At 69.8% G+C, this 21,991-nt stretch carries 20 protein-coding genes; 9 read left to right on the forward strand and 11 right to left on the reverse strand.

The window, feature by feature from the left end; genetic code table 11:
- Positions 1 to 55: 55 nt before the first annotated feature.
- From VHA73_09050 to VHA73_09060, 3 genes are read left to right on the forward strand one after another with little or no spacing between them, the layout of a single operon-like run.
- Positions 56 to 1,291, forward strand: coding sequence for a cytochrome P450 (locus VHA73_09050; GenBank protein ID HVX18167.1), 1,236 nt, complete (start codon positions 56 to 58; stop codon positions 1,289 to 1,291).
- 16 nt (positions 1,292 to 1,307) lie between these two features.
- A complete protein-coding gene (locus VHA73_09055; protein ID HVX18168.1) occupies positions 1,308 to 1,505 on the forward strand; it encodes a ferredoxin in 198 nt (65 codons plus the stop codon).
- The gene (locus VHA73_09060; protein ID HVX18169.1) at positions 1,502 to 3,739 is read left to right on the forward strand and encodes an acyl-CoA dehydrogenase; all 2,238 of its coding nucleotides are present in this window, start codon (positions 1,502 to 1,504) and stop codon (positions 3,737 to 3,739) included. The genes VHA73_09055 and VHA73_09060 overlap by 4 nt, the downstream gene beginning before the upstream one ends.
- Before the next feature lie 106 nt (positions 3,740 to 3,845).
- Here the strand turns inward: VHA73_09060 and VHA73_09065 are convergent, their stop codons facing one another.
- Positions 3,846 to 4,664, reverse strand: coding sequence for a hypothetical protein (locus tag VHA73_09065; protein ID HVX18170.1), 819 nt, complete (start codon positions 4,662 to 4,664; stop codon positions 3,846 to 3,848).
- Positions 4,661 to 6,925, reverse strand: a complete 2,265-nt coding sequence (locus VHA73_09070; protein HVX18171.1) for an arylsulfatase — start codon at positions 6,923 to 6,925, stop codon at positions 4,661 to 4,663. The genes VHA73_09065 and VHA73_09070 overlap by 4 nt, the downstream gene beginning before the upstream one ends.
- Before the next feature lie 101 nt (positions 6,926 to 7,026).
- Between VHA73_09070 and VHA73_09075 the strand changes: the two genes are divergently transcribed.
- From VHA73_09075 to VHA73_09090, 4 genes are all read left to right on the forward strand, one after another.
- Positions 7,027 to 7,626, forward strand: a complete 600-nt coding sequence (locus VHA73_09075; GenBank protein HVX18172.1) for a TetR/AcrR family transcriptional regulator — start codon at positions 7,027 to 7,029, stop codon at positions 7,624 to 7,626.
- Positions 7,627 to 7,712: 86 nt separating this feature from the next.
- Complete coding sequence (locus tag VHA73_09080; GenBank protein HVX18173.1) at positions 7,713 to 8,108, forward strand: hypothetical protein; 396 nt, start codon at positions 7,713 to 7,715, stop codon at positions 8,106 to 8,108.
- Positions 8,105 to 8,581, forward strand: coding sequence for a hypothetical protein (locus tag VHA73_09085; GenBank protein ID HVX18174.1), 477 nt, complete (start codon positions 8,105 to 8,107; stop codon positions 8,579 to 8,581). The genes VHA73_09080 and VHA73_09085 overlap by 4 nt, the downstream gene beginning before the upstream one ends.
- A gap of 65 nt (positions 8,582 to 8,646) precedes the next feature.
- Complete coding sequence (locus VHA73_09090; protein ID HVX18175.1) at positions 8,647 to 9,801, forward strand: acyl-CoA dehydrogenase family protein; 1,155 nt, start codon at positions 8,647 to 8,649, stop codon at positions 9,799 to 9,801.
- Positions 9,802 to 9,819: 18 nt separating this feature from the next.
- Here VHA73_09090 and VHA73_09095 read toward each other — a convergent pair whose 3' ends face one another.
- From VHA73_09095 to VHA73_09135, 9 genes are all read right to left on the reverse strand, one after another.
- Entirely contained in the window at positions 9,820 to 10,257 is a 438-nt protein-coding gene (locus VHA73_09095) for a hypothetical protein (GenBank protein ID HVX18176.1), read from the reverse strand.
- The gene (locus VHA73_09100; GenBank protein ID HVX18177.1) at positions 10,250 to 11,290 is read right to left on the reverse strand and encodes an alcohol dehydrogenase catalytic domain-containing protein; all 1,041 of its coding nucleotides are present in this window, start codon (positions 11,288 to 11,290) and stop codon (positions 10,250 to 10,252) included. The genes VHA73_09095 and VHA73_09100 overlap by 8 nt, the downstream gene beginning before the upstream one ends.
- A gap of 38 nt (positions 11,291 to 11,328) precedes the next feature.
- A complete protein-coding gene (locus VHA73_09105; GenBank protein HVX18178.1) occupies positions 11,329 to 12,240 on the reverse strand; it encodes an ABC transporter ATP-binding protein in 912 nt (303 codons plus the stop codon).
- Positions 12,237 to 13,004, reverse strand: coding sequence for an ABC transporter ATP-binding protein (locus VHA73_09110; GenBank protein ID HVX18179.1), 768 nt, complete (start codon positions 13,002 to 13,004; stop codon positions 12,237 to 12,239). Before VHA73_09110 ends, VHA73_09105 begins: the two co-directional genes overlap by 4 nt.
- A complete protein-coding gene (locus VHA73_09115) occupies positions 13,001 to 15,016 on the reverse strand; it encodes an ABC transporter permease (protein HVX18180.1) in 2,016 nt (671 codons plus the stop codon). Before VHA73_09115 ends, VHA73_09110 begins: the two co-directional genes overlap by 4 nt.
- A 43-nt stretch (positions 15,017 to 15,059) precedes the next feature.
- Entirely contained in the window at positions 15,060 to 16,349 is a 1,290-nt protein-coding gene (locus tag VHA73_09120; protein ID HVX18181.1) for an ABC transporter substrate-binding protein, read from the reverse strand.
- Between the two features lie 59 nt (positions 16,350 to 16,408).
- A complete protein-coding gene (locus tag VHA73_09125; protein HVX18182.1) occupies positions 16,409 to 16,978 on the reverse strand; it encodes a helix-turn-helix domain-containing protein in 570 nt (189 codons plus the stop codon).
- Between the two features lie 161 nt (positions 16,979 to 17,139).
- The gene (locus tag VHA73_09130; GenBank protein ID HVX18183.1) at positions 17,140 to 17,787 is read right to left on the reverse strand and encodes a class II aldolase/adducin family protein; all 648 of its coding nucleotides are present in this window, start codon (positions 17,785 to 17,787) and stop codon (positions 17,140 to 17,142) included.
- Positions 17,784 to 18,758, reverse strand: coding sequence for an NAD(P)-dependent oxidoreductase (locus VHA73_09135; GenBank protein ID HVX18184.1), 975 nt, complete (start codon positions 18,756 to 18,758; stop codon positions 17,784 to 17,786). Before VHA73_09135 ends, VHA73_09130 begins: the two co-directional genes overlap by 4 nt.
- Positions 18,759 to 18,813: 55 nt before the next feature.
- Between VHA73_09135 and VHA73_09140 the strand changes: the two genes are divergently transcribed.
- A complete protein-coding gene (locus VHA73_09140; protein HVX18185.1) occupies positions 18,814 to 19,506 on the forward strand; it encodes a helix-turn-helix domain-containing protein in 693 nt (230 codons plus the stop codon).
- A gap of 26 nt (positions 19,507 to 19,532) precedes the next feature.
- The gene (locus VHA73_09145) at positions 19,533 to 21,950 is read left to right on the forward strand and encodes an arylsulfatase (protein ID HVX18186.1); all 2,418 of its coding nucleotides are present in this window, start codon (positions 19,533 to 19,535) and stop codon (positions 21,948 to 21,950) included.
- Positions 21,951 to 21,991 lie beyond the last annotated feature (41 nt).

A 21,991-nucleotide genomic window follows, 5' to 3' on the forward strand; every position in this document is an offset into this window, starting at 1 on the left:
CAGTGAGCAGTAACCTGACTCCCGCGTCAGGTTTCTCCGCGGGGGAGAAGTAGCAGTGGCATCACGAGTTGACGAGACGGTGTCGACTGTCGATCCGTTCGACAGCATGGGGCAGTTCACCGACACGGTGGCGGGCGACACCCGCGACCCCTATCCCCGGCTGGCCGAGCAGCGCCGTCGGGCGCCGGCGGAGGTCTCGCTGCTCCCGAACCCGCTCGGCGAAGAAGTCGAGACGTTCGCGGTGTACACGTACGACTTGGTCTCCCAGGTGCTGCGCGACAACGAGACGTTCTCCTCGGGCTGGATCCGCGACCTCATGGGCATCGTCATGGGCCCCTATGTGCTCGTCGGCATGGACGAGCCCGAGCACGGTCGCCACCGTCGACTCGTGAGCCATGCGTTCCGCCAAAAGGCGCTCGCGCGCTGGGAAGGCGAGTTGGTGACCGAAGTCGTCAACGAGCTGATCGACCGCTTCGCCCGCCGCGGCCACGCCGAGCTGGTCCGCGAGTTCACGTTCCGGTTCCCGGTGCAGGTGATCGCGGAGATCCTCGGCATCCCACGCTCCGACAACGAGCAGTTCCATCAGTGGGCCATCGACATCATCAACGTCGCGGCCGCGCCGGAGCAGGGCATCGCCGCGTCCGATGCCTTCCGGGAGTACCTCGCCGGCATCGTGGAGCAGCGCCGCGCCCACCCGAGCGACGACGTCATCAGCGACCTGGTCACCACCGAGCTCGACGGCAGCCGTCTCGGCGACGAGGAGATCTTCTCGTTCCTCCGCTTGCTGTTGCCCGCAGGCGCCGAGACCACGTATCGGGCCACGGGCAACTTCCTGTACGGCCTGCTCACCCACACCGACCAGCTCGAGCTGCTGCGCAACGACCGGTCCATGTTCCCTCAGGCGGTCGAGGAGTCGATCCGTTGGGAGTCGCCGCTGCTGATCACCAGCCGGGTCAGCACCCGCGACTGCGAGGTCGGCGGCGTCGAGGTGCGTGAGGGCATGCCGGTGGTGACCCACGTGGGCTCGGCCAACCACGACGAGACCCGCTGGGACGACGCCGACGAGTTCGACATCACGCGCCCGAAGCAGCCTCACATCGCGTTCGGGCTCGGCCCGCACATGTGCCTCGGAATGCACTTGGCGCGCATGGAGATGCGGGTGGCGGTGGCCGCGCTCATGGACCGCTTCCCCGACTTGCGCCTCGACCCCGACGCCACCGACGACCCGCACATCCATGGGGAGCGGTTCCGGTCGCCGACCTCGCTGCCGGTGCAGTTCACCCCCGCCTGAGGCAACATCACCTCCGATGCGCTTCGACATTCGGATCGACCACGACGCCTGCATCGGCTCGGGCAACTGCGCGTTCTGGGCGCCGGCGACGTTCGACCTCGACGACGACGGCAAGGCCATCGTGGTCGATCCCGACGGCGACGCCGAGGAAGCGATCCTGAACGCGGCCGACGGCTGCCCGACCTCGGCCATCACGGTCGAACGCGCCGGGTGAACGACGCGCACCTTGCGCTGCACGACGCTGCGGCGCGATGGGTTCGCGAGCGGGAGGTCCTGACCGAGGCCCGGGCGTGCCTCGATGCGGACGCGCCAGGGTTGCCGTCGTACTGGGCTGAGCTCGCCGATCTCGGCTGGCTCGGTCTCCACGTGCCTGAATCGGCCGGCGGGTCGGGCTTCGGGCTGGCCGAGTTGGGTGTGGTGCTCGAGGAGTTGGGGCGAGCCTGCGCGCCCGGTCCGTTCCTGCCCAGCGTGCTGGCGGCCGCCGTGCTGACCCGCATGGGCACCAAGCGTCACGCCGATCTGCTGCAGGCGTTGGCCACCGGTGACAAGGTCGGTGCGGTGGCGTTCGGCCCGCCGGGCAGCCCGGTGTTGGGGGCCCAGCTTGCCGACGTGATCGTGGTACCCGTCGTGCCGCCGGAGCGCGCGGAACCGCCGACCACGCAGTGGGCGGTGGTCGACGCAAGCGCCGCGCCACTCGCCTCGGTCGACCGCACGCGGCGGGTCGGGCGGATCGACGCGGTGTTCCCGTCTGGCGCCGGCTCGGACCCCGACGCGTTGCTCGGACCCGAGCCGTTTCCCGGTTGGGTCGAGACCGTCGGCGCCTTGTTGCTGGCGGCCGAGTCGCTCGGCGGTGCCGCCTGGTGCACCGACACCGCCGCGGCATGGGCCCGCGAGCGAGTGCAGTTCGGCCGGCCGATCGGGCAGTTCCAAGGTGTCAAGCACCGCTGTGCCGACATGTTGTGCCGCGTGGAGCTGGCGCGGGCTGCCGTGTGGGACGGGCTTCGCGCTGCCGACGAGCTGGCGGCGGCAGATGGAGGGCCGGGCGGCCAGCGTGGCTCGGGCGGATCGGACGCGGCTGCAGCTGCGGCTGCGGACGGCTCCTCCGGCGGCGGCACCGGTACTGGCAGCGAGCAGATCGCGATGGTGGCGGCGGCCGCGCTGGGTCCCGAGGCGTTCTTCCGCTGCGCCAAAGACGCCGTGCAGATCCTCGGCGGCATCGGGTTCACCTGGGAGCACGACGCCCACATCTTCTTGAAGCGGGCTGCGGCCGACCGCCTGCTCGCCGGGCCGCCGTCGCAGTGGGACCGACGTGCCGCCGCGCTGGCCGCCGCCGGCGCGCGTCGCAGCCTTCGCCTCGACCCCGACGACATCGCCGACCCGGCTGCGGCCGAGGCCGCCCGGGCGGAAGTGCGCGAGTTCGTGGCCGCGATCGCCGAACGCCCCAAGGAGGAGTGGCGCGCAGCCCTGGTGGAGCACCGCTACCTCGCGCCGCACTGGGCCGAGCCGTGGGGCCGCAGCGCGACCCCGCTCGAGCAGCTGGTGATCGACGAGGAGCTGCGGGCCGCGCACGTCCGCCGCCCCAACATCGGGATCGCGGGTTGGGTGCTGCCCACGTTGTTGGCCCACGGCACCACCGAGCAGCAGGAGCGTTGGGTGCGGCCCACGCTGCTCGGCGAGATCAGCTGGTGCCAGCTGTTCAGCGAGCCCGGTGCCGGGTCCGACCTGGCCTCGGTCACCACCAGGGCCACCAAAGTCGACGGCGGCTGGCGGATCGACGGTCAGAAGGTGTGGACCACGTTCGCCCACGTGGCGGACTTCGGGCTGTGCGTCGCCCGCACGGATCCCGACGTGCCCAAGCACGCCGGCCTCACCACGTTCGTGGTCGATGTGCGGGCCGGTGGCGTCGACATCCGGCCGTTGCGTGAGCTCACCGGCATCGAGATGTTCAACGAGGTCTTCCTCGACGGCGTCTTCGTCCCCGACGATGCCGTCGTCGGCGCGGTGAACGATGGTTGGCGGACGGCCCGCACGACGCTGGAGAACGAGCGCGTCGCGATGGGCAGCGGTTCGTCGTTCGGGCCGGGCGTCGAGTCGCTCGTCGCGCGATTCGGCAGCGAGCCCGAGGCCGCCGAGCAGGTCGGCGAGCTGGTGGTCGAGGCCCACGCGCTGGCCACCCTCGGCATGCGGATGACGTTGCGGGCACTCGCCGGCCACGGGCACGGTCCTGAGGCCAGCGTGCGCAAGCTGCTCGGCGTCGAGCACGACCAGCGCGTGCAGGAGGTGGGCATGCTGCTCGGCGGCCCGGAGTCGGCGAGCGCGGAGGGCGACGCGGCGGCGTGGGTCGGTGGGTTTCTCGCCAACCGCTGCCTCACGATCGCGGGCGGCACCAGCGAGATCCAGCGCAACGTGATCGCCGAGCGCCTGCTCGGCCTCCCCCGCGACCCCTGACACCCCCCCACCCCCACCCTCACCCCCCCCACCCGTTCTGGGCTGATATTTACGCGTGGGGACGCGTCATTTTCAGCCCAGAACGGGAGGAGGAGGGGGGGCGGGGTCAGCGGTCCAAGTGGTCGATCCGCGGGCGCACGATCATGGTGTACGTGTCGGACATGGCGGGTGCCCGGTGGGCTCGTTGGGCCTCGAGCCGCTTCGGGTCGAGCACCACGTCCATGAACGCGGCTTTCGACGGGAAGCGGTTGAAGCGCACCTGATCCCAGGTCCGGCCGTCGCCCACGATCGTGCCCTCGGCTTCGAACCAACCGCCGATCTGCACGCCGGCCGGCACGGCGGAGCGCGCCGCGGCCATCTCGTAGTGGTGCATCTCGGCGCGGCTGGTGGCTTCGGCGTACTTGATCACGTGCACCACCATGACCGGCCCGTCGTCGGGGGTCGGGGGATGCGGCACGTCGTCCCACGAGGGGGCCTCGGCTTTGTCGGGGAGGTCGGCCGGCAAGTCGAACGGTTGGCAGCCGATCACGAACGTGCGCTCCATGCCCGCTTCCTTGTGGACGTGCTTGGCCTTGTAGTCGTCGCGCGATTGCATCTCGATGAACGCGCGACGGGTGGGGTAGCGCACGACGCCGACGCGGTCCCACACGGTCTCGTCGCCGAGCAACTGGTCCTCGACGTCGCCGAAGAACACGACTTCCGCGCCGATGTCGGCCAACACGTCGAGCGGCGCGTACCGGTCGTCGGCCTCGCGCCCGCTGGTGGAGCCGCTCGCGTCGGTATGACCGTCGGGGTAGCTCGCGACGTCGCGGTACTTCATCAAGTTGACCATCCACACCGGACCGTCGTCGGCCGGGTCGGTGGTGGCGAGACGGCGACCGTACTCGCGGTCGATCACGCCGTAGCTCGGGGCGTCGGTGGTCATTGGCGGCTCGCTTCTGCTCGTGCGGTGGCTTCGTCGATGTCGGCGAAGCGCTCGGGACTGGCTTGGATCACGATCTGGTGCAGTTCGCCCGTGAACGGGAACGGGCCGGTGTAACGGGGCGACACGGCCGAGCCGTGGTCGGATCCCACGCTCGACGCCGACGACGAGATCATGCGCAAGAACAGCGCCAGCTCGGCGTGGGCCACTTCCTCGCCGTCGATCACCAAGGTGGCGGTGCCGGCCAGCCCGTCGCCCCGGCGCAGCCGGACGCCGATGTCCGCATCACCCACGGGCACGTCAACCGACGACTCCAACACGGTGTGGTCGCCGAACGCGTTGTAGTCGAGGACCAGACGCCGGCCCTGCACGAAGATCGACAACCCGGATGTCTGCGCGCCCACGGCGTACAGCACGCCTTCGTCACCCGCCTTGGTGGTCACCGACGCGGTGAGGTCGAAACTGCGCCCGCCGATCGCGGCGCTGGCCTGCGCGGCCATCGGCGACATCGGCGGCCGGTACACGTAACGCCGCGACGCCGGGTGTGGCGACCGATCCCGGAACCGAGCGCCGAAGAGCTCCACCCCGCGGTCATCGAGCGGCAGGACGCCGTGCCGCTCGGCTTCCTGCCACCACAGATCGATCAGCTCGGCGAGCTTGTCAGGCTCGCTGGCCGCCAGATCGTGGCCCTCGGCCCGGTCGGTGGCGAGGTGGTAGAGCTCCCATTGCTCGGTGTCGTAGTCGGCGCCGGGCCAGTGTTTGCAGACCGCCTTCCATTCACCCGCGATGAGTGCCCGGCTGCCGTTCTGCTCGAAGTACTGCAGCTCGTTGGTGGAGGGGTGGTCGGGGTCGGTGAGCACCGGCGCGAACGAAGCCCCGGTCACCGGCAGTTGGTCGAGGCCGTTGAACGTGGCGGGCGCAGTGACACCGAGCAGGTCGTACACCGTCGGGACGATGTCGGACACGAACACGAACTGGTCGCGCCTGGTGCCGGCGTGGCTGGCGCCGAGGCCGTCGGGCCAGTGGACGATGAGCGGCACGTGGACCCCGCCCTCGTGCGTGTTCTGCTTGTACCAGCGGTACGGCGCGTTGCCGCACTGTGCCCATCCCCACGGGTAGTTGGTGTGGCTGTTGGGCCCGCCGATGTCGTCGAGGCGGGCCACGGCCTCGTCGGGATGCTCGACGATGCCGTTGAACCACTTCATCTCGTGCAGCACGCCGGTCGGGCCGCCTTCTTGCGACGCGCCGTTGTCGGCCATGAAGAACAACAGCGTGTTGTCGAGCTCGCCCATGCGCCGCAGGCCGTCGACGAAGCGGCCGACTTGATCGTCGGTGTGGTCGAGGAACGCCGCGAACGCCTCTTGGAGGCGGGTGGCGAGGCGCTGCTCGTTGACCGACAGGTCCTCCCAGGCTTCGACGCCGGGGTTGCGGTCCGACAGCTCAGTACCCGGTGGGATCACGCCGAGCTCGAGCTGGCGCGCGAACCAGCGCTGGCGGATGACGTCCCACCCCTCGTCGTAGCGGCCGCGGTACTTGGCGAGGTACTCGGGTGGCGCCTGGTGGGGCGCGTGGGTCGCGCCGAACGCGAGATAGCAGAGGAACGGCCGGTCGGGACGGACGCCCTTGGAGTCAGCGAGCATGGCCAGCGCCCGATCGACCAGGTCCTCTGAGAGGTGGTAGCCGTCGGCGGGCCGGCCGGGTGGGTCGACGGGGTGGTTGTCGGCGATCAGCTCGGGGTGGAACTGGTCGGTCTCGCCTTCGAGGAAGCCGTAGAAGCGGTCGAACCCCCGGGCGAGCGGCCACTGATCGAACGGCCCTGCGGCCGAGCACTGCTCCATCGGCGCGAGGTGCCACTTGCCGACGGCGAACGTTGCGTACCCCTCGTCGTGCAACACTTCGGCGACGGTGGCCGCGTGGTTGGTGACATGCCCGAGCTGGCTCGGGTAGCCGGTGCGGAAGTTCGACACCGTGCGCATGCCCACCGCGTGGTTGGCCCGGCCGGTGAGCAGCGCGGCGCGGGTGGGGGAGCACAGCGGGGTCACGTGGAAGTTCGTGAACTGCAGCCCGGCAGCCGCGAGGGCGTCGATGTGGGGCGTTTCGATGTCGGAGCCGTAGCAGCCGAGCTGGGCGAACCCGGTGTCGTCGAGCAGGATGATCACCACGTTGGGCGCGTCGTCGCCGGGGTGCGGCGGATCGTCGAACCACGGCTCCGAATCGGCCACGGTGCGGCCGATCCGGCCGTGGAACTGTGCTGCTCTCGTCATCGCGTGACCCCCGTCCGCCCTTCGTGTGTGTTGGGAGTGAGACTCCCAATAGTTTGCCACGATCGCCGGGGCCGCGCCCTGGCAGGGCCTATCCTGCCGCCATGACTGCGCGGCTGGGTGAGCTCGATGGGCGTCGCGCTCGACGGGAGCGGGGCCGACTCGCCGTCATCGACGCCATGGTCGACCTGATCCAGAGCGGCCACGCACCACCTACGGCACAGGAGGTCGCCGAGCGGGCGGGGGTGTCGCCGTCGTCGCTGTTCCGGTACTTCGCCGACCTCGATGAGTTGCGGGCGCACACGATCCGGCGCTTCATGGACCGCTACGACGACTTGTTCCAGATCCCGTCGATCGGCGGGGGCCCGCTCGACCAGCGCGTCACTCGTTACGTCGCGGCGCGGGTCCGCCTCCACGACGCCGTGGCCCCCGTGGGGCGGCTGGCCCGTGCTCGTTCCTTGGAGCACCCGGAGCTGGCGGCCGCGCTCGACGACGTCCGGCACTTCCAAGCGGACCAGACCCGCCTCCACTTCGCCCCCGAGCTCGCGGCGCGTGCACCAGCAGCTCGCGTCGACCTCGTCGGCTCGCTGACCACGCTCACGTCGTTCGAGTCCTGGGACCAACTCCGTACGGGCATGGGTCGTACCGGGCGCCAGGTCCAGCGGGCATGGGTCGCTGGTGTGCGGGCGCTGCTCGCGCCGTGAACGCCCGCGACTCAGCTGGCATCTATTGAAACACAGACTCCCAAAAGTTACGGTGACCCGGTCAGCGGCCGATCGAGGGGGAGCACGTGGCGACGCAGCCGACCAAGGAACAAGTCGAGGCGTTCTTGTCGGGCCCGCCCGACGAACCGGTCGTGATGCTCAACATGTTGAGCTTCAAGGAGCAGGCGACCGGTGAGCTCGAGGGCCTCTCTGGGCGCGAAGCGGTGTGGAAGTACTCGGTCGCGATGAAGGAGTTCGTGGAGGCCCGCGGCGGCACGTTCGTGCTGGCGGCCAACATCGACTCGCAAGTGATCGGCGAAGGCGGCGAGCACTTCCAGTTCGTCGGCATCATGCGGTATCCGTCGCGGGTCGACTACGTGCGCCTTGCCGGCGACCCCGAAGTGGCCGCCACCATCGGGCGCTACCGCGAATCAGGGTTGGAGAGCCAGTGGCTGTTCGCGATGACCGAGGTGACCGGGTGACGGGCCTGGCCGAGATCCCCGTGGCGCACACGCCACCGGGTGGCTACGGCGACACCATGCCCCCGCCGGTGCTGGGCGCAAGCGACGAACCGCTCGTCGACGGAGCGCCGGATCTGCGCGGCACGTGGAAAGTGGTCGACGCCTCCGCGCCCGACGGTGGCGCGCTCGCCGCCGACCATCCCATCTGGCATCACGTCGAGCGGATCGAGCAGGCCGGGAACCGGCTGGTGGTCACCGGTGGCGGGGTCGTGCACGACATGGTGGTCGATGGCGTGGTCGAGCACGGAGTGAACGACGTGATGGCCGCCGACTTCTCCACCGAGATCCATGTGGCCGCCACGTTCGAGGGCGGCGCGCTGGTGCTGCGACCGGAGGGGCTGCCCGGGGTGACGGTTCGCCGCTGGCGTGACGGCCCGCGGCTGCGCTGGTCGTACCACGTGCTGTTCGAGGCGGTGCTCGAGCGCATCGAGTGAGCGGCGCCCAGGGCTACGCTCGCCGACGTCTTCGTCAGCTCGCGCGCCGAGGAGAATCTGGACCCATGCCGATCGATGCCGCCACCGCCGACGACCTGATCTCCACGCTGCGGCGATGGGTGTCGGCCGAGGTGATTCCCAACGCGTCGCGCTTCGAGCACGCCGACGAGTTCCCCGAGGCCATGGTCGAACAGATGAAGGCATTCGGCCTCTTCGGCTCGATGATCCCCGAGGAGTACGGCGGCCTCGACCTCGACGTCACCACGTACGCCCGGGTGATCGAGGAGTTGGCTTACGGCTGGATGTCGCTGTCGGGTGTGCTCAACACGCACATGATCGCGGCCACCTTGATCCGCCGGTTCGGGACACCCGAGCAGCGAGAGCGGTGGCTGCCCAAGATGGCGACAGGTGAGTGGCGATCGGCCTTCTCGTTGTCGGAGCCCGACGCCGGCTCGGACACGAAGAACATCAAGTGCCGGGCCACGCCCGACGGCGACGACTACGTCATCGACGGCACGAAGATGTGGGTGACCAACGGCGAGCGGGCCAACCTCGTGGCGCTGGCGGCTCGGGCCCCCGAGGGCATCACGTGCTTCATCGTCGAAAAGGAGCCCGGCCCGTCGTTCGAGGGGATCTCCGTCAGCCGGGCCATCGACAAGCTCGGCTACAAAGGCCTCGAGACGGTCGAAGTCGCGTACGACGGTCACCGGCTGCCCGCGGCGAACATCTTGGGCGGCGCCGAGTCGCTCGGTCACGGGCTGCGCCAGATCCTGTCGTCGCTCGAGTTGGGCCGCATCAACATCGCCGCCCGTGGTGTCGGGGTGGCCCGGGCCGCGTTCGACGCGGCGATGAGCTACGCGGCGGAGCGCGAGACGTTCGGCGTGCCGATCAACCAGCACCAGGCGATCCAGTTCAAGTTGGCAGAGATGGGAACCAAGCTCGAAGCAGCCCGCCTGCTCACGTACTCCGCCGCCGCCAAGTTCGAAGCCGGCGAGCGCGCCGACGTCGAAGCCGGCATGGCCAAGCTGTTCGCGTCGGAGACCGCGTTCGAACTGGCCACCGAAGCCATGCGGATCCACGGCGGTTACGGCTACACCAAGGACTTCCCGGTCGAGCGCTACTACCGCGACGCGCCGCTGATGATCATCGGCGAGGGCACCAACGAGATCCAGCGCCTGGTGATCGCCCGCGGTCTGCTGCGCCGATTCGCGGAGTCCTGAGCGCCGCCCGGCGCCTTCTCACGGCGCCGAGGGGAACTCCCACCACTGCACTTCCACCGTCAGCGGCAACAGGTGGTGGACGTAGAAGCTGTGGATCTTCACGACTTCCTGGTCGTCGACGGTGTGGTCGTCGAGATCGATGCGGGGGTCGCCGGCCTGCTTCTGCTTCACTTTCGTGAGCAGCGCGTCGAACTCCGCGCGGGTGGCCACCGACAGGCCGAAGTGGTCGGTGCGCGGCGCCCGCAGTGGGTCATCGTCCGACAGCAGGTACACGAACTGGTCGTACGTGGCGAGACCCAGCACGAGCAGCTGGCCGTCTCGGGTGAGCTGCGGGTATTCACGCCATCCGAACACGTCGCCGTAGAACTCGACGATCTCGGCACGGCCTTCGGGCTCGAGTGCCGCCGGGGGCAGCGAGAGCGCGACGTGGTTCAGCCGGGGTGGTGCGTCAGGCATGGGTGGCTCCGAGTCTCGGGTCGACCAGCACCTTGCCGGCGATGTCGCCCGCGGCCAGCCCGCGAAGCGCACCGAGCAAGCCGTGCAGGCCGACGTCGGCGGGTTCGATCAAGTCGTCGACCGGCAGGCGCCCCGAGGCCAGCAGGTCGACGGCGTCGTGGAAGCCGCCGGCGTCGTAGCAGAACGCCCCGGTGACCACGAGCTCGTTGAGCACGATGCGGTTCGGGTCGAAGCGAGGCGGTTCGATGCCGGAACCGACGAGCACCAACGTTCCGGTGCGCTCCAACTGGGCCAGCCCGGCTTCCATGGCCTGCACCTTGCCGGAGCACTCGAGCACCACGTCGACCGCCTGATCGACCACTTTGCCGGGCTCGGCGATGCTGGGAACCTCGAGCTCGTCCGGCAGGCAGGTGGCGGTGGCTCCCACCCGCACGGCCAAGTCGCGTCGACGTTGGTTGGGCTCGCACACCACGACGTGGTCGACGCCACGGTCGCGCAGCACGGCGACGGCCAGCGCACCGATCGGACCGCCGCCGAGCACCAGCACGCGTTGGCCCGGCTCGACCGGCGCGAGCGTGAGCGCGTGGAGGGCCACGGCGAGCGGCTCGGCCAGCGCCGCGGCGCGAAGCGAGAGGTGGTCGGGCACTCGGATGGCTTCCGCCGCCGGAATCGCCTTGAGCGCGGCGAACGCCCCTTGCCAGACCTGGGTGCCGGGGGTGTCGCGCTCGGCGCACAGCGATGGCCGACCGGCCAGGCAGTGGCGGCAGCGTCCGCAACGGGCCGCGGGCCCGCCCACCACGCGCTGGCCAACGGACCAACCCGCGACGTCGGGTCCCACCTCGACGACCGTGCCGGCGAACTCGTGGCCTTCGATCGACCCTGGCCGACCCCACCCTTCCAACATGAGGTGCAAGTCGGTGCCGCACACCCCGCAGTGCTCGACTGCGATGACCAGCTCGCCGGGACCCGCGGCGGGGACCGGTCGCGCCTCGATCGTGATCTCGCCCGGCGCCCGGTACACCGCGGCGTCCATGGTCGGTCCGGCAGGCGACGGGGGCGGCGGGCCGGGGCTCACGCCAGCTCGGTTCCGGGCTGTGCCCGGCGGTCCGCGATCAGCGGTCGTCGGCGTCGCAGTGGTGGCTCGGCTGCGTCGGCGGGGGGCGACCCGGCCGACCCGGTGGTCGCGGCGGGCGCATCGCTGACCGCTTCGCTCGGACCGAGCGGGCCGTCCGCGGCATCGAGCTCGTCGCCAGGGGTCGCCGGCGCGCCGCCACCGCCGTTGCCGCTCGGGAGCAGCTGCTCGCTGAGGGCTCCCACTTCGGTCGAGGTGCCGCGGTGGCTGACCTCCCCGTGACGCAAGACGACCGCTTGGTCGGCCAAGGCGAGCGCGTGGTGCACGTGCTGCTCGATCACCAGGATCGCCGTGCCCTCTTCTTTGATGCGAGCCAGCGTGCGGTACACCTCTTCGACCGTGACGGGTGCCAACCCGAGCGACAACTCGTCGGCCACCAGCAGACGTGGTTTGATCACCAGCGCGCGGGCCAATGCCAGCATCCGCTGCTCGCCGCCCGACAACGTTCCCGCGAGCTGGCGGCGCCGCTCGCCGAGCCGCGGGAACATCTCGCAGGCCTGGTCGATGCCGGCACGGAAGTCGCGGCCCATCTCCTGGCGGAACGACAGCGCCAGGTTCTCTTCGACCGTGAGCGTGGCGAAAACCGAGCGGCCCTCGGGGGCGTGGGCCACGCCGGCCTTGGCCAGGCGGTACGCGCCGAGTTGCGAGGCCTCGCGACCCGAGTAGCGGAACGACCCGGCTGTGGGGCGGATCAGGCCCGAGCACACCCGGGCGATGGTGGTCTTGCCCGCCCCGTTTGCGCCGAGCATGGCGACCGCTTCGCCGGGTTGGATCTCCAGCGACACCCCGAAGATCGCGCGGAACGGGCCATAGCCGGCCTCGACTTCGTCGAGCTCCAACAAGGCGGTCATGCGGGAACTCCGAGGTAGGCCTGGCGGACGATGGGGTCGTCGAGCACATCGTTGGTCGGGCCTTCGGCGATCAGGCGGCCGATGTCGAGGACGTACACCCGCTCGGTTACTTCCGCGACCATCTCGACGTCGTGCTCGACCAGCACGATCGCGGTGTGGTGCCGTTCGCGCACGAGCCGCAGCACGTCGACCATGGCCGTGGTCTCGGCGCGGTCGAGGCCCGACGACGGCTCGTCGAGCAGCAACAAGCGGGGCTTGGTCATGAGCGCCCGACCCAGCTCGACCAGACGGCCGTGCCCGAGGCTCAGGGCCTCGATGGGACGCTCGGCTTCGTCGGCGATCCCGAGCATCTCGAGCACGCCGAGCGCTTCGTCTCGCTCCGCTTGCGTGATCCGGCCGCGGCCGGCGAGGTCACGCAGCACGCCGCCGTCGCGCTGCTGACTCCGCCCCGCCACGAGCAAGTGGTCGCAAGCGGTCATGCCCGGAAACAGCTCGATGCGTTGGAAGGTGCGACCGAGGCCGAGGCGGGACCGGCGGTACTCAGGCTGCAACGACAAGTCGCGCCCCGCGAACGTGATCCGCCCCGAGTTGGGGCGGATCGTGCCGTAGATGCAGTCGAAGAACGTGGACTTGCCGGCGCCGTTGGGCCCGATGAGCCCGACGATCTCGGCTTCGTCGGCGTGCAGCGTCACGCCGTTCAGTGCGGACACGCCGCCGAAGCGCCGGCTCACGTCGACGGCGTCGAGCAGATGGGTGTCCGTCACGATGCTTCCTCGGTCGACGCGAGCGCACCGCGCACCTCGCCACGATCGTGGTCGCCCATGCCGAGGAGCCGGGCCACGCCCCGGATGGCGCCGCGTGTCTGGGCCTCGATGATCCCCTCGGGGTACTTCACGTACGTGATGATGCCGAGGCCGAACAGCACCTCGCTCCACAGCAACTGGTTCGAGATGCCGAGCGAGTTGATGATCTCGGGCACGAGCGCGAACGAGAAGCCCGCGGCGATGGCACCGAACACCGACTGGGACCCGATCGTGACCACGATGAGCACCCAGAACAGGCCGAGCAGATAGACGAAGTCGGTTGGGTTCGCCGCGGTGCGGTAGCTGGCCAGCAGCCCACCGCCGAGGCCGGCCAGGGCGCCGGACACGGCGAACGCGGTGATCTTGGCGCGGACCGGGTTGATGCCGATCGACGAGGCGGCGCGTTCGCTGCCGCGGATGGCGTTGAGGTATCGACCAGTGGTGCCCTTGCTGATCAGCAGGACTGCGCCACCGGCGATGCCGAGGAACAACAGGCACAGCACGAAGTAGGAGCGGTCGTGCAACGGGTAGCCGAAGTCGAACGGGCCGATGACCGGGCGTGCGACCGTCAGCGGCGTGGACCCGTGGCCGACCCACGACAAGGGTGCGAGGACGTTGTCGAACAACAAGGCGAACGCCAGCGTGGCCAGCGCGACGTAGATGCCCGCGAGGCGCAGCGCGGGGATCGCCACGATCGCGCCCACCGCTGCCGACAGCAACATGCCGAGCACCAGTGCCAACAGCACCGACATGTTCTGGTTGTGGACGAGTTGGCCGACGGTGAACGCGCCGGTCGCGGCGAAGGTCGCCTGGCACAACGAGATCTGGCCGGCCATGCCGGTGACCACGGTGATCGACAAGAAGATGATGCTGTAGATCACCCCTTCGGTCATCCGACCCACCCACACCTCGTTCAGCACGAACAACGTGAGCACGACCAGAGCGATCAGCGCGCCCGAGCCCGCCATGCGGGTGCCGACTGTGGCCCACGCCGGCCGGTCGACGGCCGCGGGTGGGGGTGGCGGTGGATCGACGCCGGCCAGGGGGTCGGCCAGCTCACGGCGGCGAGCGAGGCCGGGCAGCGCGATCAGCAGCACCACCAGCACGACGAACGGGAGCGACGGGCGCAGACCCGTGAACAGCACGCTGCTGTGCGGCAGGTAGCCCGAGAAGAGCTCTTGGATCGCGCCGAGCCCGATACCGCCGGCGAACGCCAGCGGCACGCTCGACAAGCGGGCAAAGACGCAGGCTGCGATCGCGGCCACCAGCAGGGCGAAGTAGAAGTCGGCGATCACTTGCTCGAACAGGGGTGCCATCAACACGCCGGTCAGGCCGGCGAGGAGCCCCGAAAGCAGCCACGACACCCCCGAGACCCGATCTGCGTTCACGCCGCTCAGCTCGGTCATGCGGTGGCTCTCGGCGACGGCCCGCATCCCGAGGCCGACGCCCGTCCACCGGAACATGGCGGTGAGCCCGGCCGCCACCACCACGGTGGCGATGATGGTGATCACCTGATTCTGGTCCCAGTAGAACTGGCTGAAGTGGTACACGGGCACGTTGGTCCACGGGAACGCGCCGCCGTGGCCACCGGGTGCGAGGCCGGGTGGGTGTTGGAGCGGCGTCTGCCCCACGAACACCTGCACGAACGCGGGGATGGCGATCAGCAGCCCCAACGTGGTGACCAGCCGTGCGAGTGCCGTCGAGCTGCGCAGGTAGTGGAACAACCCGCGCCCGATGAGCAAGCTCAGCAGCGGACCGATGACCACGATGGCCACGATCGCGGCCGGCACCACCGACCAGTGCGACGTGACCCGCAGCTTGTAGAACACGACGCCCGACACGAACGCCTGCGCGCCGTACGCCAAGTTGAAGACGCCTGAGGTCTTGTACGTGAGCACCAGGCCGACAGCCATGAGCGCGTACACGCACCCGATCGGCACGCCTTGGATGATGTGGGTCAGGAATTCGGTCATCTAGTCGACAGCAGTGTGGTCGAGACGCCGAGGCGACCGGCGGTCACGACTTGTAGGACGGCTCCGGTGGTTGGCCGGCCGGGAGGTTGGAGGGGAAGCAGAGGAACGGCTTGCCGTCCTTGGCGAACTGGGGGACGAACTTCCCGTTCCGCACGACGGAGTACGCCGCGCACCCGGGGTTCCACTTGTCGGTGTGGGCGATGGTCCAGTCGATGGGTGGGAGGATCCCGTTTGCCGAGTAGTCGGTCATCCCGTTCAGCGCGGCGACCACCTTCGAGCGGGTGAAGTCCTTGCCGGCGGCCTTGATGCCGGTGACCAACATGTCCGCGGAGATCCAGCCCGACAGTGAGATTTCGCTGACCGGCGCGTTGCGCTTCTTCATCCACGTGAGGAAGTCGCGCAGCCCGGGGGGCGGGTTCTTCGTCTCGAGGGGCGTGAAGAACGTGAGCACGTAGGAGCCGTTGAAGTTGGGGTCGGTCTTGATCTGGTCGTAGTAGCCGTCGGGCAGGTACATCGTGGCGTTGAAGTTCTGCTTGCGCATCTCGCGCGCGATGGCGCCCATCCCGTTGACGTCGACGCAAGCGGCCACGATGTCGACCCCTGCGCGCTTCATGGCCGAGACGTCGCCGCTGAGATCGGTGACGGGGTACGGGACTGCGGAGTCCGTGAAGGCCACCTTGGCCACCGGGAAGTGCTTGTACGTGTTCGTGATACCGGTCGCGCACTGCTTTGACTCGTCGATGTTGTACGCGAGGATCGCGACCTTCTTCTTGCCGAGCTTCTTGGTGAGCCAGGCCGCGCCGGTGCTGGGCGCTTTGAAGTTCAAGTTCGAGCCCTTGTCACCGAACAGGCTCGGGCCCGACGACCACTGCGGGTTGATGTTCCAGCCGAAGGTGGGGATGCAGTTCTGGGCGAGCAAGTTGCCGCCCGTGAACAGCAGCGAGGCCACCGGTGCCACTGCGAACACGTTGGCTTGGGTGATGAGGCGTTGGGTGGCTTGCGTGTTGTTGAGGGCCTGGTCGTCTTCCTTGTCGACGAGGTTCAGCTTGCGCCCGAACACGCCGCCTTTCGAGTTGACCATGTCGAAGTAGGCCTCGGCGCCCGACCACGCTTGGCTGTAGTCGAAGCCCAGCGGGTTGGTCTTGGACGCCATGCCGCCGATGCGGATCTCCGTGGCGCTGACACCTTGTCGTTCATTGGGGCTCTGGCACGTCTGGCCGGGTTTGGTCGACGTCGACGTGTTCGACTTCGAGTTGCTGCATGCGGCCGGCAGGCCGACGAGCAGCCCGGCGAGCAGGATCGTGCCGGCAGTTCGCCATGGACGCAGACGCATCTGTTCCTCCCCCGATGAGACGACATCCCCAATGCCGTGGCGGAAACCTAACACGCGTGTCAGGTTTCTCGACGGCTGGATCGAGCGGATCTGCCGAACAAGCTGTCGTGGACGGCGATCGCCAGGGCGTCGATCGTCCGCTCGGGGTCGAGCCGGAGCTGGCCCGACACGCCGTAGTAGTTGAACCGCTCGATCATCGCCAGCAGCGCCAAGCTGGCGACGTCGGGGTCGAGCTTCTTCGCCGGGCTGGCGTCGACGTGTCGCGCGAACGCCACCGCCAGCTCACCGAGCATCTGGTTGCCGAGCTGCCCGAACTCCGAACCGTCGGCTTCGGCCTCGGTCCATGCCCGGATCACCGGCCCATAGTGGGAGTACAACTCGGCGAACTCGGCCAACCACTTGCGCAGCGCGTCGACGCCGTCGGGGCCTGGTTCGAACGGGTCCAGCGAGTGGACCAGGGCCGACATCTGCTCGGCGACGTCGGCGGTCAGCACGCCGAAGATGTCTTCCTTGTTGGCGAAGTACAAGTAGAAGGTGCCGTGCGACAGGCGAGCGCGGCGCACGATGTCGTCGACCCGGGCGGCGTGATAGCCCTTCGCCGCGAACACCTTCACGGCGGCATCGAGCAACCGGCGGACGGTGCGCTTGCCCCGGGTGCGCAGCTCGCGCCCCTGGGCCGGAGCCCCTGGCCCCCCGACGGGGCGGCGACCGGGAGGCTGGATCGCCCCGTCGGTCGATGCAGCGGCGGGTCGGGATCCGGGCCTGCGACCGGATCGTTCGGGCACGGCGATCAGATCCCACGAAGCAGGCGGTACACCCCTGCGAAGTCGTCGTTCACCTTCTGGGGGATCGGCACGATCTCGCCGACTTGGCGGGCACCCCACACGATCTGGGCAGTTCGCTCGACCACCCCGGCGTGGTGCAGTGCTTCGGCCGGGTCCTTGCCGACCACCACCATGCCGTGGTTGGCGAGCAGCACCGCGCTGCGGTCGCCGAGGTGGCGGGCGGCCTCCGCGCCCAGGTCGTCGGTGCCGGTCGTGCGGTACTCGGCGATCGGCACGTCGCCGCCGATGTACACCACGACTTCCTCGATCACCGCGGGGATCGGCTCGTGGATCAGGGCGAACATCGTGGCGTAGATCGGGTGGAGGTGGATCACGCCGCCGATCTCGGGGTAGCGGCGCAGCACTTCGAGGTGCAGCGCCTTCTCGCTGGTGGGCCCGCGCACGCCGTCGAGCACGTCGCCGTCCAGGCTGCACACCACGAGGTCGTCGAGCGTCATCGTGTCGTACGGCACCGACGACGGGGTGAGCACGACCGAGCCGTCGGGGTCGCGTCCCGACACGTTGCCCGACGTCCCCTCGACGAGGCCCTTGCGCAACAAGGCCTGTGCGGTCTCGAGCACGGCCTGGCGCGTGGCTTGGGCCTTCATGGTCATGACAGCACCTCGGGGTTCGCGATGTGGAGGGGGCGCTCGCCGGAGAGGAGCCGAACGAGGTCGTCGGCGATGATCGCCGAGTGGTTCGCCTCCGTGTCGTAGGTGGCGCCACCGATGTGCGGGGTGAGCACCACGTTGTCCATCGTGAGCAACGGATGGCCCTCCGGCAGCGCCTCGCCTTGGAAGTGGTCGAGGCCCGCGCCGCCGAGCTTGCCGCTGCGCAGCCCGTCGACCAGCGCGTCGAGGTCGTGCAGGCCGGCACGTGCGGTGTTGAGGTAGACCGCGCCGTCACGCATCTTGGCCACTTGTGCGGCGCCGATCATCCCGGCGCTCTCGGGGGTGACGGCCGCGTGCATCGACACCACATCGGCTTCCGCGAGCAGGGAGTCCAGGTCGTGGGTGGCGTCGGGGGCAAACGGGTCGGCCGTGATGACCCGCATCCCGAGTCCCTCGAGTCGCCAGGCTGTGGCGCGACCGACGGCACCAAGGCCGACGATCCCGGCCGTGCGGCCGGCGAGCTGCCAGGCCCGGAACCGCTGGTAGGGGATGGAGCCGCCGGCGAACACCTGGTTCGTGCGGACGTCGCGGTCGGCGGGGAGCAGGTGCCGGTTCACGGCGAACAGCAGGGCGACCGTGAGCTCGGCCACCCCGTCGGCGTTGCGGCCGGGCGCGTGCAGCACCGGGATGCCCTTGGCCGTGGCGCCGGCCACGTCGACGTTGGTGGGGTCGCCCCGCGTCGAGCCGATGGCCACCAGGGGCAGATCGAGCACCGGGCCCTTGCACTCGTCGGCCTCGCAGATCACGACGGTCGCGCCTTCGCCCTCGATCCGCGCGGCGAGATCGGCCGCGCCGTACAGCCGCAGCGGCTGGTGGTCGATCCACGGATCGAGGATCGGCTCGGCCACCTTGGCGAGCGTTTCGAGGCCAGGGCCTCGAAACGGTGCGGTCACGAGTGCCCGTGGTCGGTCCATCGGGCGGATGTTACCGTTGCTTACCTGACGCCGTTGTCAGGTACAGGGAGTCCCAGTGCCAGGAGCGAAGCTCGGCGACGAAGCCGGCGAGGACGAAGAAGTCGCCGACCTCGCGATGTCGCGTGCGCTCGGCACCCCCGCCAGCGAGCGGGTGTTGCGGACCCGGGGCCGCCAGACCATGGCCCGCCTCCTCGACGCCGGTCGCGATGTCGTGGCCCGTCAAGGTCACCAGGCCGCTCGTATCGACGACATCGTGCAGGAGGCCGCCGTCTCGCACGGCACGTTCTACCTGTACTTCACCGACAAGGACGACCTGCTCCGCGCGCTGGCGGAGGAATGCGTCGAGGAAGTGGTGGAGCTCGCCGTCGGGCTGGGGCCCGTCGAGCCTGGCGAGGCCGGCTTCCGGGAAGTGCGGGCATGGGTGGCACGGTTCTTCGAGACGTACGAACGGTGGGGCGCGGTCATCCGCGTGTTCATGGAGCGACGCCACGTCGACCGCCGTCTCGCCGCGCGAGGAACCGAGGCGTTCACCAGCATCCGACGCTCGTTGCAGGCCCGCCTGGCGGAGGCCTCCAGCCCGGCCGCCGGCCGCGACGACCCGTCCACCGGGCTGGCCGCCGCCGCGATGTTGGCGATGGTCGAGCGCTACGCGTATCTGGTCGTCGCTCGCGGCATCCCGCTCGACACCGATGATCTGCTCGACACCGTCGCCCGCATGGTCCACCGCGGCTTCTTCGGCGGTCGGTGACCGCTCCGTCGAGGGGGTGAGAGCAGGTGGGTGACGCAGCGTCGTTCGATGGGGTGATCGCCAGGTACGCCCGCGACGCGGTGCCGTCGTGGAGCTCGCCCAGACGGGCCCGGCGAGGTGCGCCGAACGTGGTCCTGATGGTGCTCGACGACGTCGGCTTCGCGCAGCTCGGATGCTTCGGCTCCGACTTGCGCACCCCGAACCTCGACGCACTCGCCGAGCGCGGCCTGCGATACACGAACTTCCACACCACATCGCTGTGCTCGCCCACCCGGGCCTGCCTGCTCACCGGCCGCAACCACCACGCCAACGGCATGGGCCGCATCATCGAGCTGGCCACCGGGTTCCCTGGTTATGACGCCCGCATCCCGCACGCCAACGGGATGTTGTCCGAGGTGCTGGTCGACGCCGGCTATGCGGCCTGGGCCGTGGGCAAGTGGCACTTGACGCCCGTCGAGGAGTGCCATGTCGGGGCAACCCGGGAGCGGTGGCCGCTCGGCCGTGGCTTCGAACGGTTCTACGGGTTCTTCGAGGGCGAGACGCACCAGTTCGCCCCCGCGCTGCTGTGCGACAACCACGTGGTCGCGCCGCCGGGGCGCTGGGAGGACGGCTACCACCTCACCACCGACCTGGTCGGCCAGGCCATGGGTCTGGTCGACGACCTGCGGGCGGTCGACGCCGACAAGCCGTTCTTCCTCTACTTGTGCCCGGGCGCCTGCCACTCGCCGCACCAGCCACCGCCGTCGTGGGTCGAGGCCGAGCGCGGTCGTTTCGACGGCGGGTGGGATGCATGGCGCGACGCCACGTTCGCCCGCCAGCTCGCCGCCGGGATCGTCCCCGCCGGCACCGAGTTGTCGCCTCGGCCCGATTGGGTGCCCGCGTGGTCGTCGTTGTCGGCCGACCAGCAGCGGCTCTACGCCCGCTACATGGAGGCGTTCGCCGGCTTCCTGGCGCACACCGACCACGAGCTGGGCCGCTTCGTGAGCTTCCTGGCCGAACGGGGTGAGCTCGACAACACGTTGCTCGTGGTGCTTTCCGACAACGGCGCCAGCTCCGAAGGCGGACCGGGCGGATCGACCAACGACATCCGCAACTGGAACTTGGCACCGTCGACGCTCGAAGAAGGGCTGATCCGGTTGGAGCAGATCGGTGGGCCGTGGTGCCACAACAACTACCCGTGGGGGTGGACGGTCGCCGGGAACACGCCGTTTCGCCGGTGGAAGCGCGAGGTCCACGAAGGCGGCGTGGCCGACCCGCTGCTGGTGCACTGGCCGGCGGGGATCGGCGCCGACGAGCGGGGCGACGGCCTGCGCCGCCAGTACGTCCATGCGATCGACCTCTTTCCGACCGTGCTCGAAGCGGCGGGCGTGGAGTCGCCGACCGAACTGCGGGGCGTCGTGCAACGGCACCTCGACGGGGTGAGCTTCGAGGCCACGTTCGGCGACGCCGCGGCGCCGGACCGCCACACCCGCCAGTACTACGAGATGTTCGGCTGCCGGGCGTTGTACGACGACGGGTGGAAAGCCGTCACGTGGCACCCGATCGCCGATGAGCGCACCCCGCTCGAGGACGACCAGTGGGAGCTGTACCACGTGGCCGTCGACCCGTCGGAGTGCCACGACCTGGCGTCGGTCGAGCCCGAGCGCCTGGGGGCGATGGTCGAGTGGTGGTGGGAGGAAGCGGAGCGCAACCAGGTCCTGCCGCTCGACTGCGCGCCGTTCGGCGAGCTGTTCGAGGGTCGCCACCCGTCGATCCCGCCGCGCAACCGCTATGTGTACCGCCCCGACCGTCCACCGGTCCCCGAGGCGTTGGCCGCCAACGTCCGGAACCGGTCGCACGTCGTGACCGCCGAGGTGGTGGTCCCCGAAAACCCCGCTGCTGTGAGCACGCAACCACCTGGGGGGTGGTCAAGTGCTCACAGCTCGGGGGTTGGAGGGGTTGCACAGGGCCGAGGGGCCGCGGCGGCGGAGGCTGCGGGGGCAGGTGGGGGGCCAGAGGGGGGTGGCGGGCTCGAGGGGGTGTTGGCGTCGCAGGGGTCCGGGCTCGGAGGCTGGGTGCTGTACGTCGAAGACGACCGCTTGCGCTACGCGCACAACCGGTCGAGCTACGAGTGGCACCGCATCACCAGCGAGGAGGTGATCCCGCCCGGCGAGCACCGCCTGGCGTTCCGGTTCACCCGCACGGGCGACCACCGCGGCACCGGCGAGCTGCTCGTCGACGGCGAGGTGGTCGGCACTGGCGAGATCCCCGACTTCACGCCGCTGCGGTTCTCGCTGACCGGCGCCGGGCTCACGTGCGGCTACAGCGAGGGCTTGCCGGTCTGTCCCGAGCACACCGCCCCGTTCCGGTTCACCGGGACCATCCACCGCGTGGTGATCGACGTCGACGGCGAGCCCCACGTCGATCCCGATGCCGAGGCCCAAGCCGGCATCACGACGCAGTAACCGCCGAAACCCTTCCACCGTTCCCTGCTGTGAGCACTTGA

Source organism: Acidimicrobiales bacterium, assembly GCA_035547835.1.
In the GTDB taxonomy this organism is placed as follows: domain Bacteria; phylum Actinomycetota; class Acidimicrobiia; order Acidimicrobiales; family Iamiaceae; genus DASZTW01.

Coding starts and splice junctions, on each gene's coding strand:
- VHA73_09055 (HVX18168.1), top strand. CDS start 1,308: ATGCGCTTCGACATTCGGATCGACCACGACGCCTGCATCGGCTCGGGC.
- VHA73_09065 (HVX18170.1), bottom strand. CDS start 4,664: ATGACCACCGACGCCCCGAGCTACGGCGTGATCGACCGCGAGTACGGT.
- VHA73_09070 (HVX18171.1), bottom strand. CDS start 6,925: ATGACGAGAGCAGCACAGTTCCACGGCCGGATCGGCCGCACCGTGGCC.
- VHA73_09075 (HVX18172.1), top strand. CDS start 7,027: ATGACTGCGCGGCTGGGTGAGCTCGATGGGCGTCGCGCTCGACGGGAG.
- VHA73_09090 (HVX18175.1), top strand. CDS start 8,647: ATGCCGATCGATGCCGCCACCGCCGACGACCTGATCTCCACGCTGCGG.
- VHA73_09095 (HVX18176.1), bottom strand. CDS start 10,257: ATGCCTGACGCACCACCCCGGCTGAACCACGTCGCGCTCTCGCTGCCC.
- VHA73_09100 (HVX18177.1), bottom strand. CDS start 11,290: ATGGACGCCGCGGTGTACCGGGCGCCGGGCGAGATCACGATCGAGGCG.
- VHA73_09105 (HVX18178.1), bottom strand. CDS start 12,240: ATGACCGCCTTGTTGGAGCTCGACGAAGTCGAGGCCGGCTATGGCCCG.
- VHA73_09115 (HVX18180.1), bottom strand. CDS start 15,016: ATGACCGAATTCCTGACCCACATCATCCAAGGCGTGCCGATCGGGTGC.
- VHA73_09120 (HVX18181.1), bottom strand. CDS start 16,349: ATGCGTCTGCGTCCATGGCGAACTGCCGGCACGATCCTGCTCGCCGGG.
- VHA73_09130 (HVX18183.1), bottom strand. CDS start 17,787: ATGACCATGAAGGCCCAAGCCACGCGCCAGGCCGTGCTCGAGACCGCA.
- VHA73_09135 (HVX18184.1), bottom strand. CDS start 18,758: ATGGACCGACCACGGGCACTCGTGACCGCACCGTTTCGAGGCCCTGGC.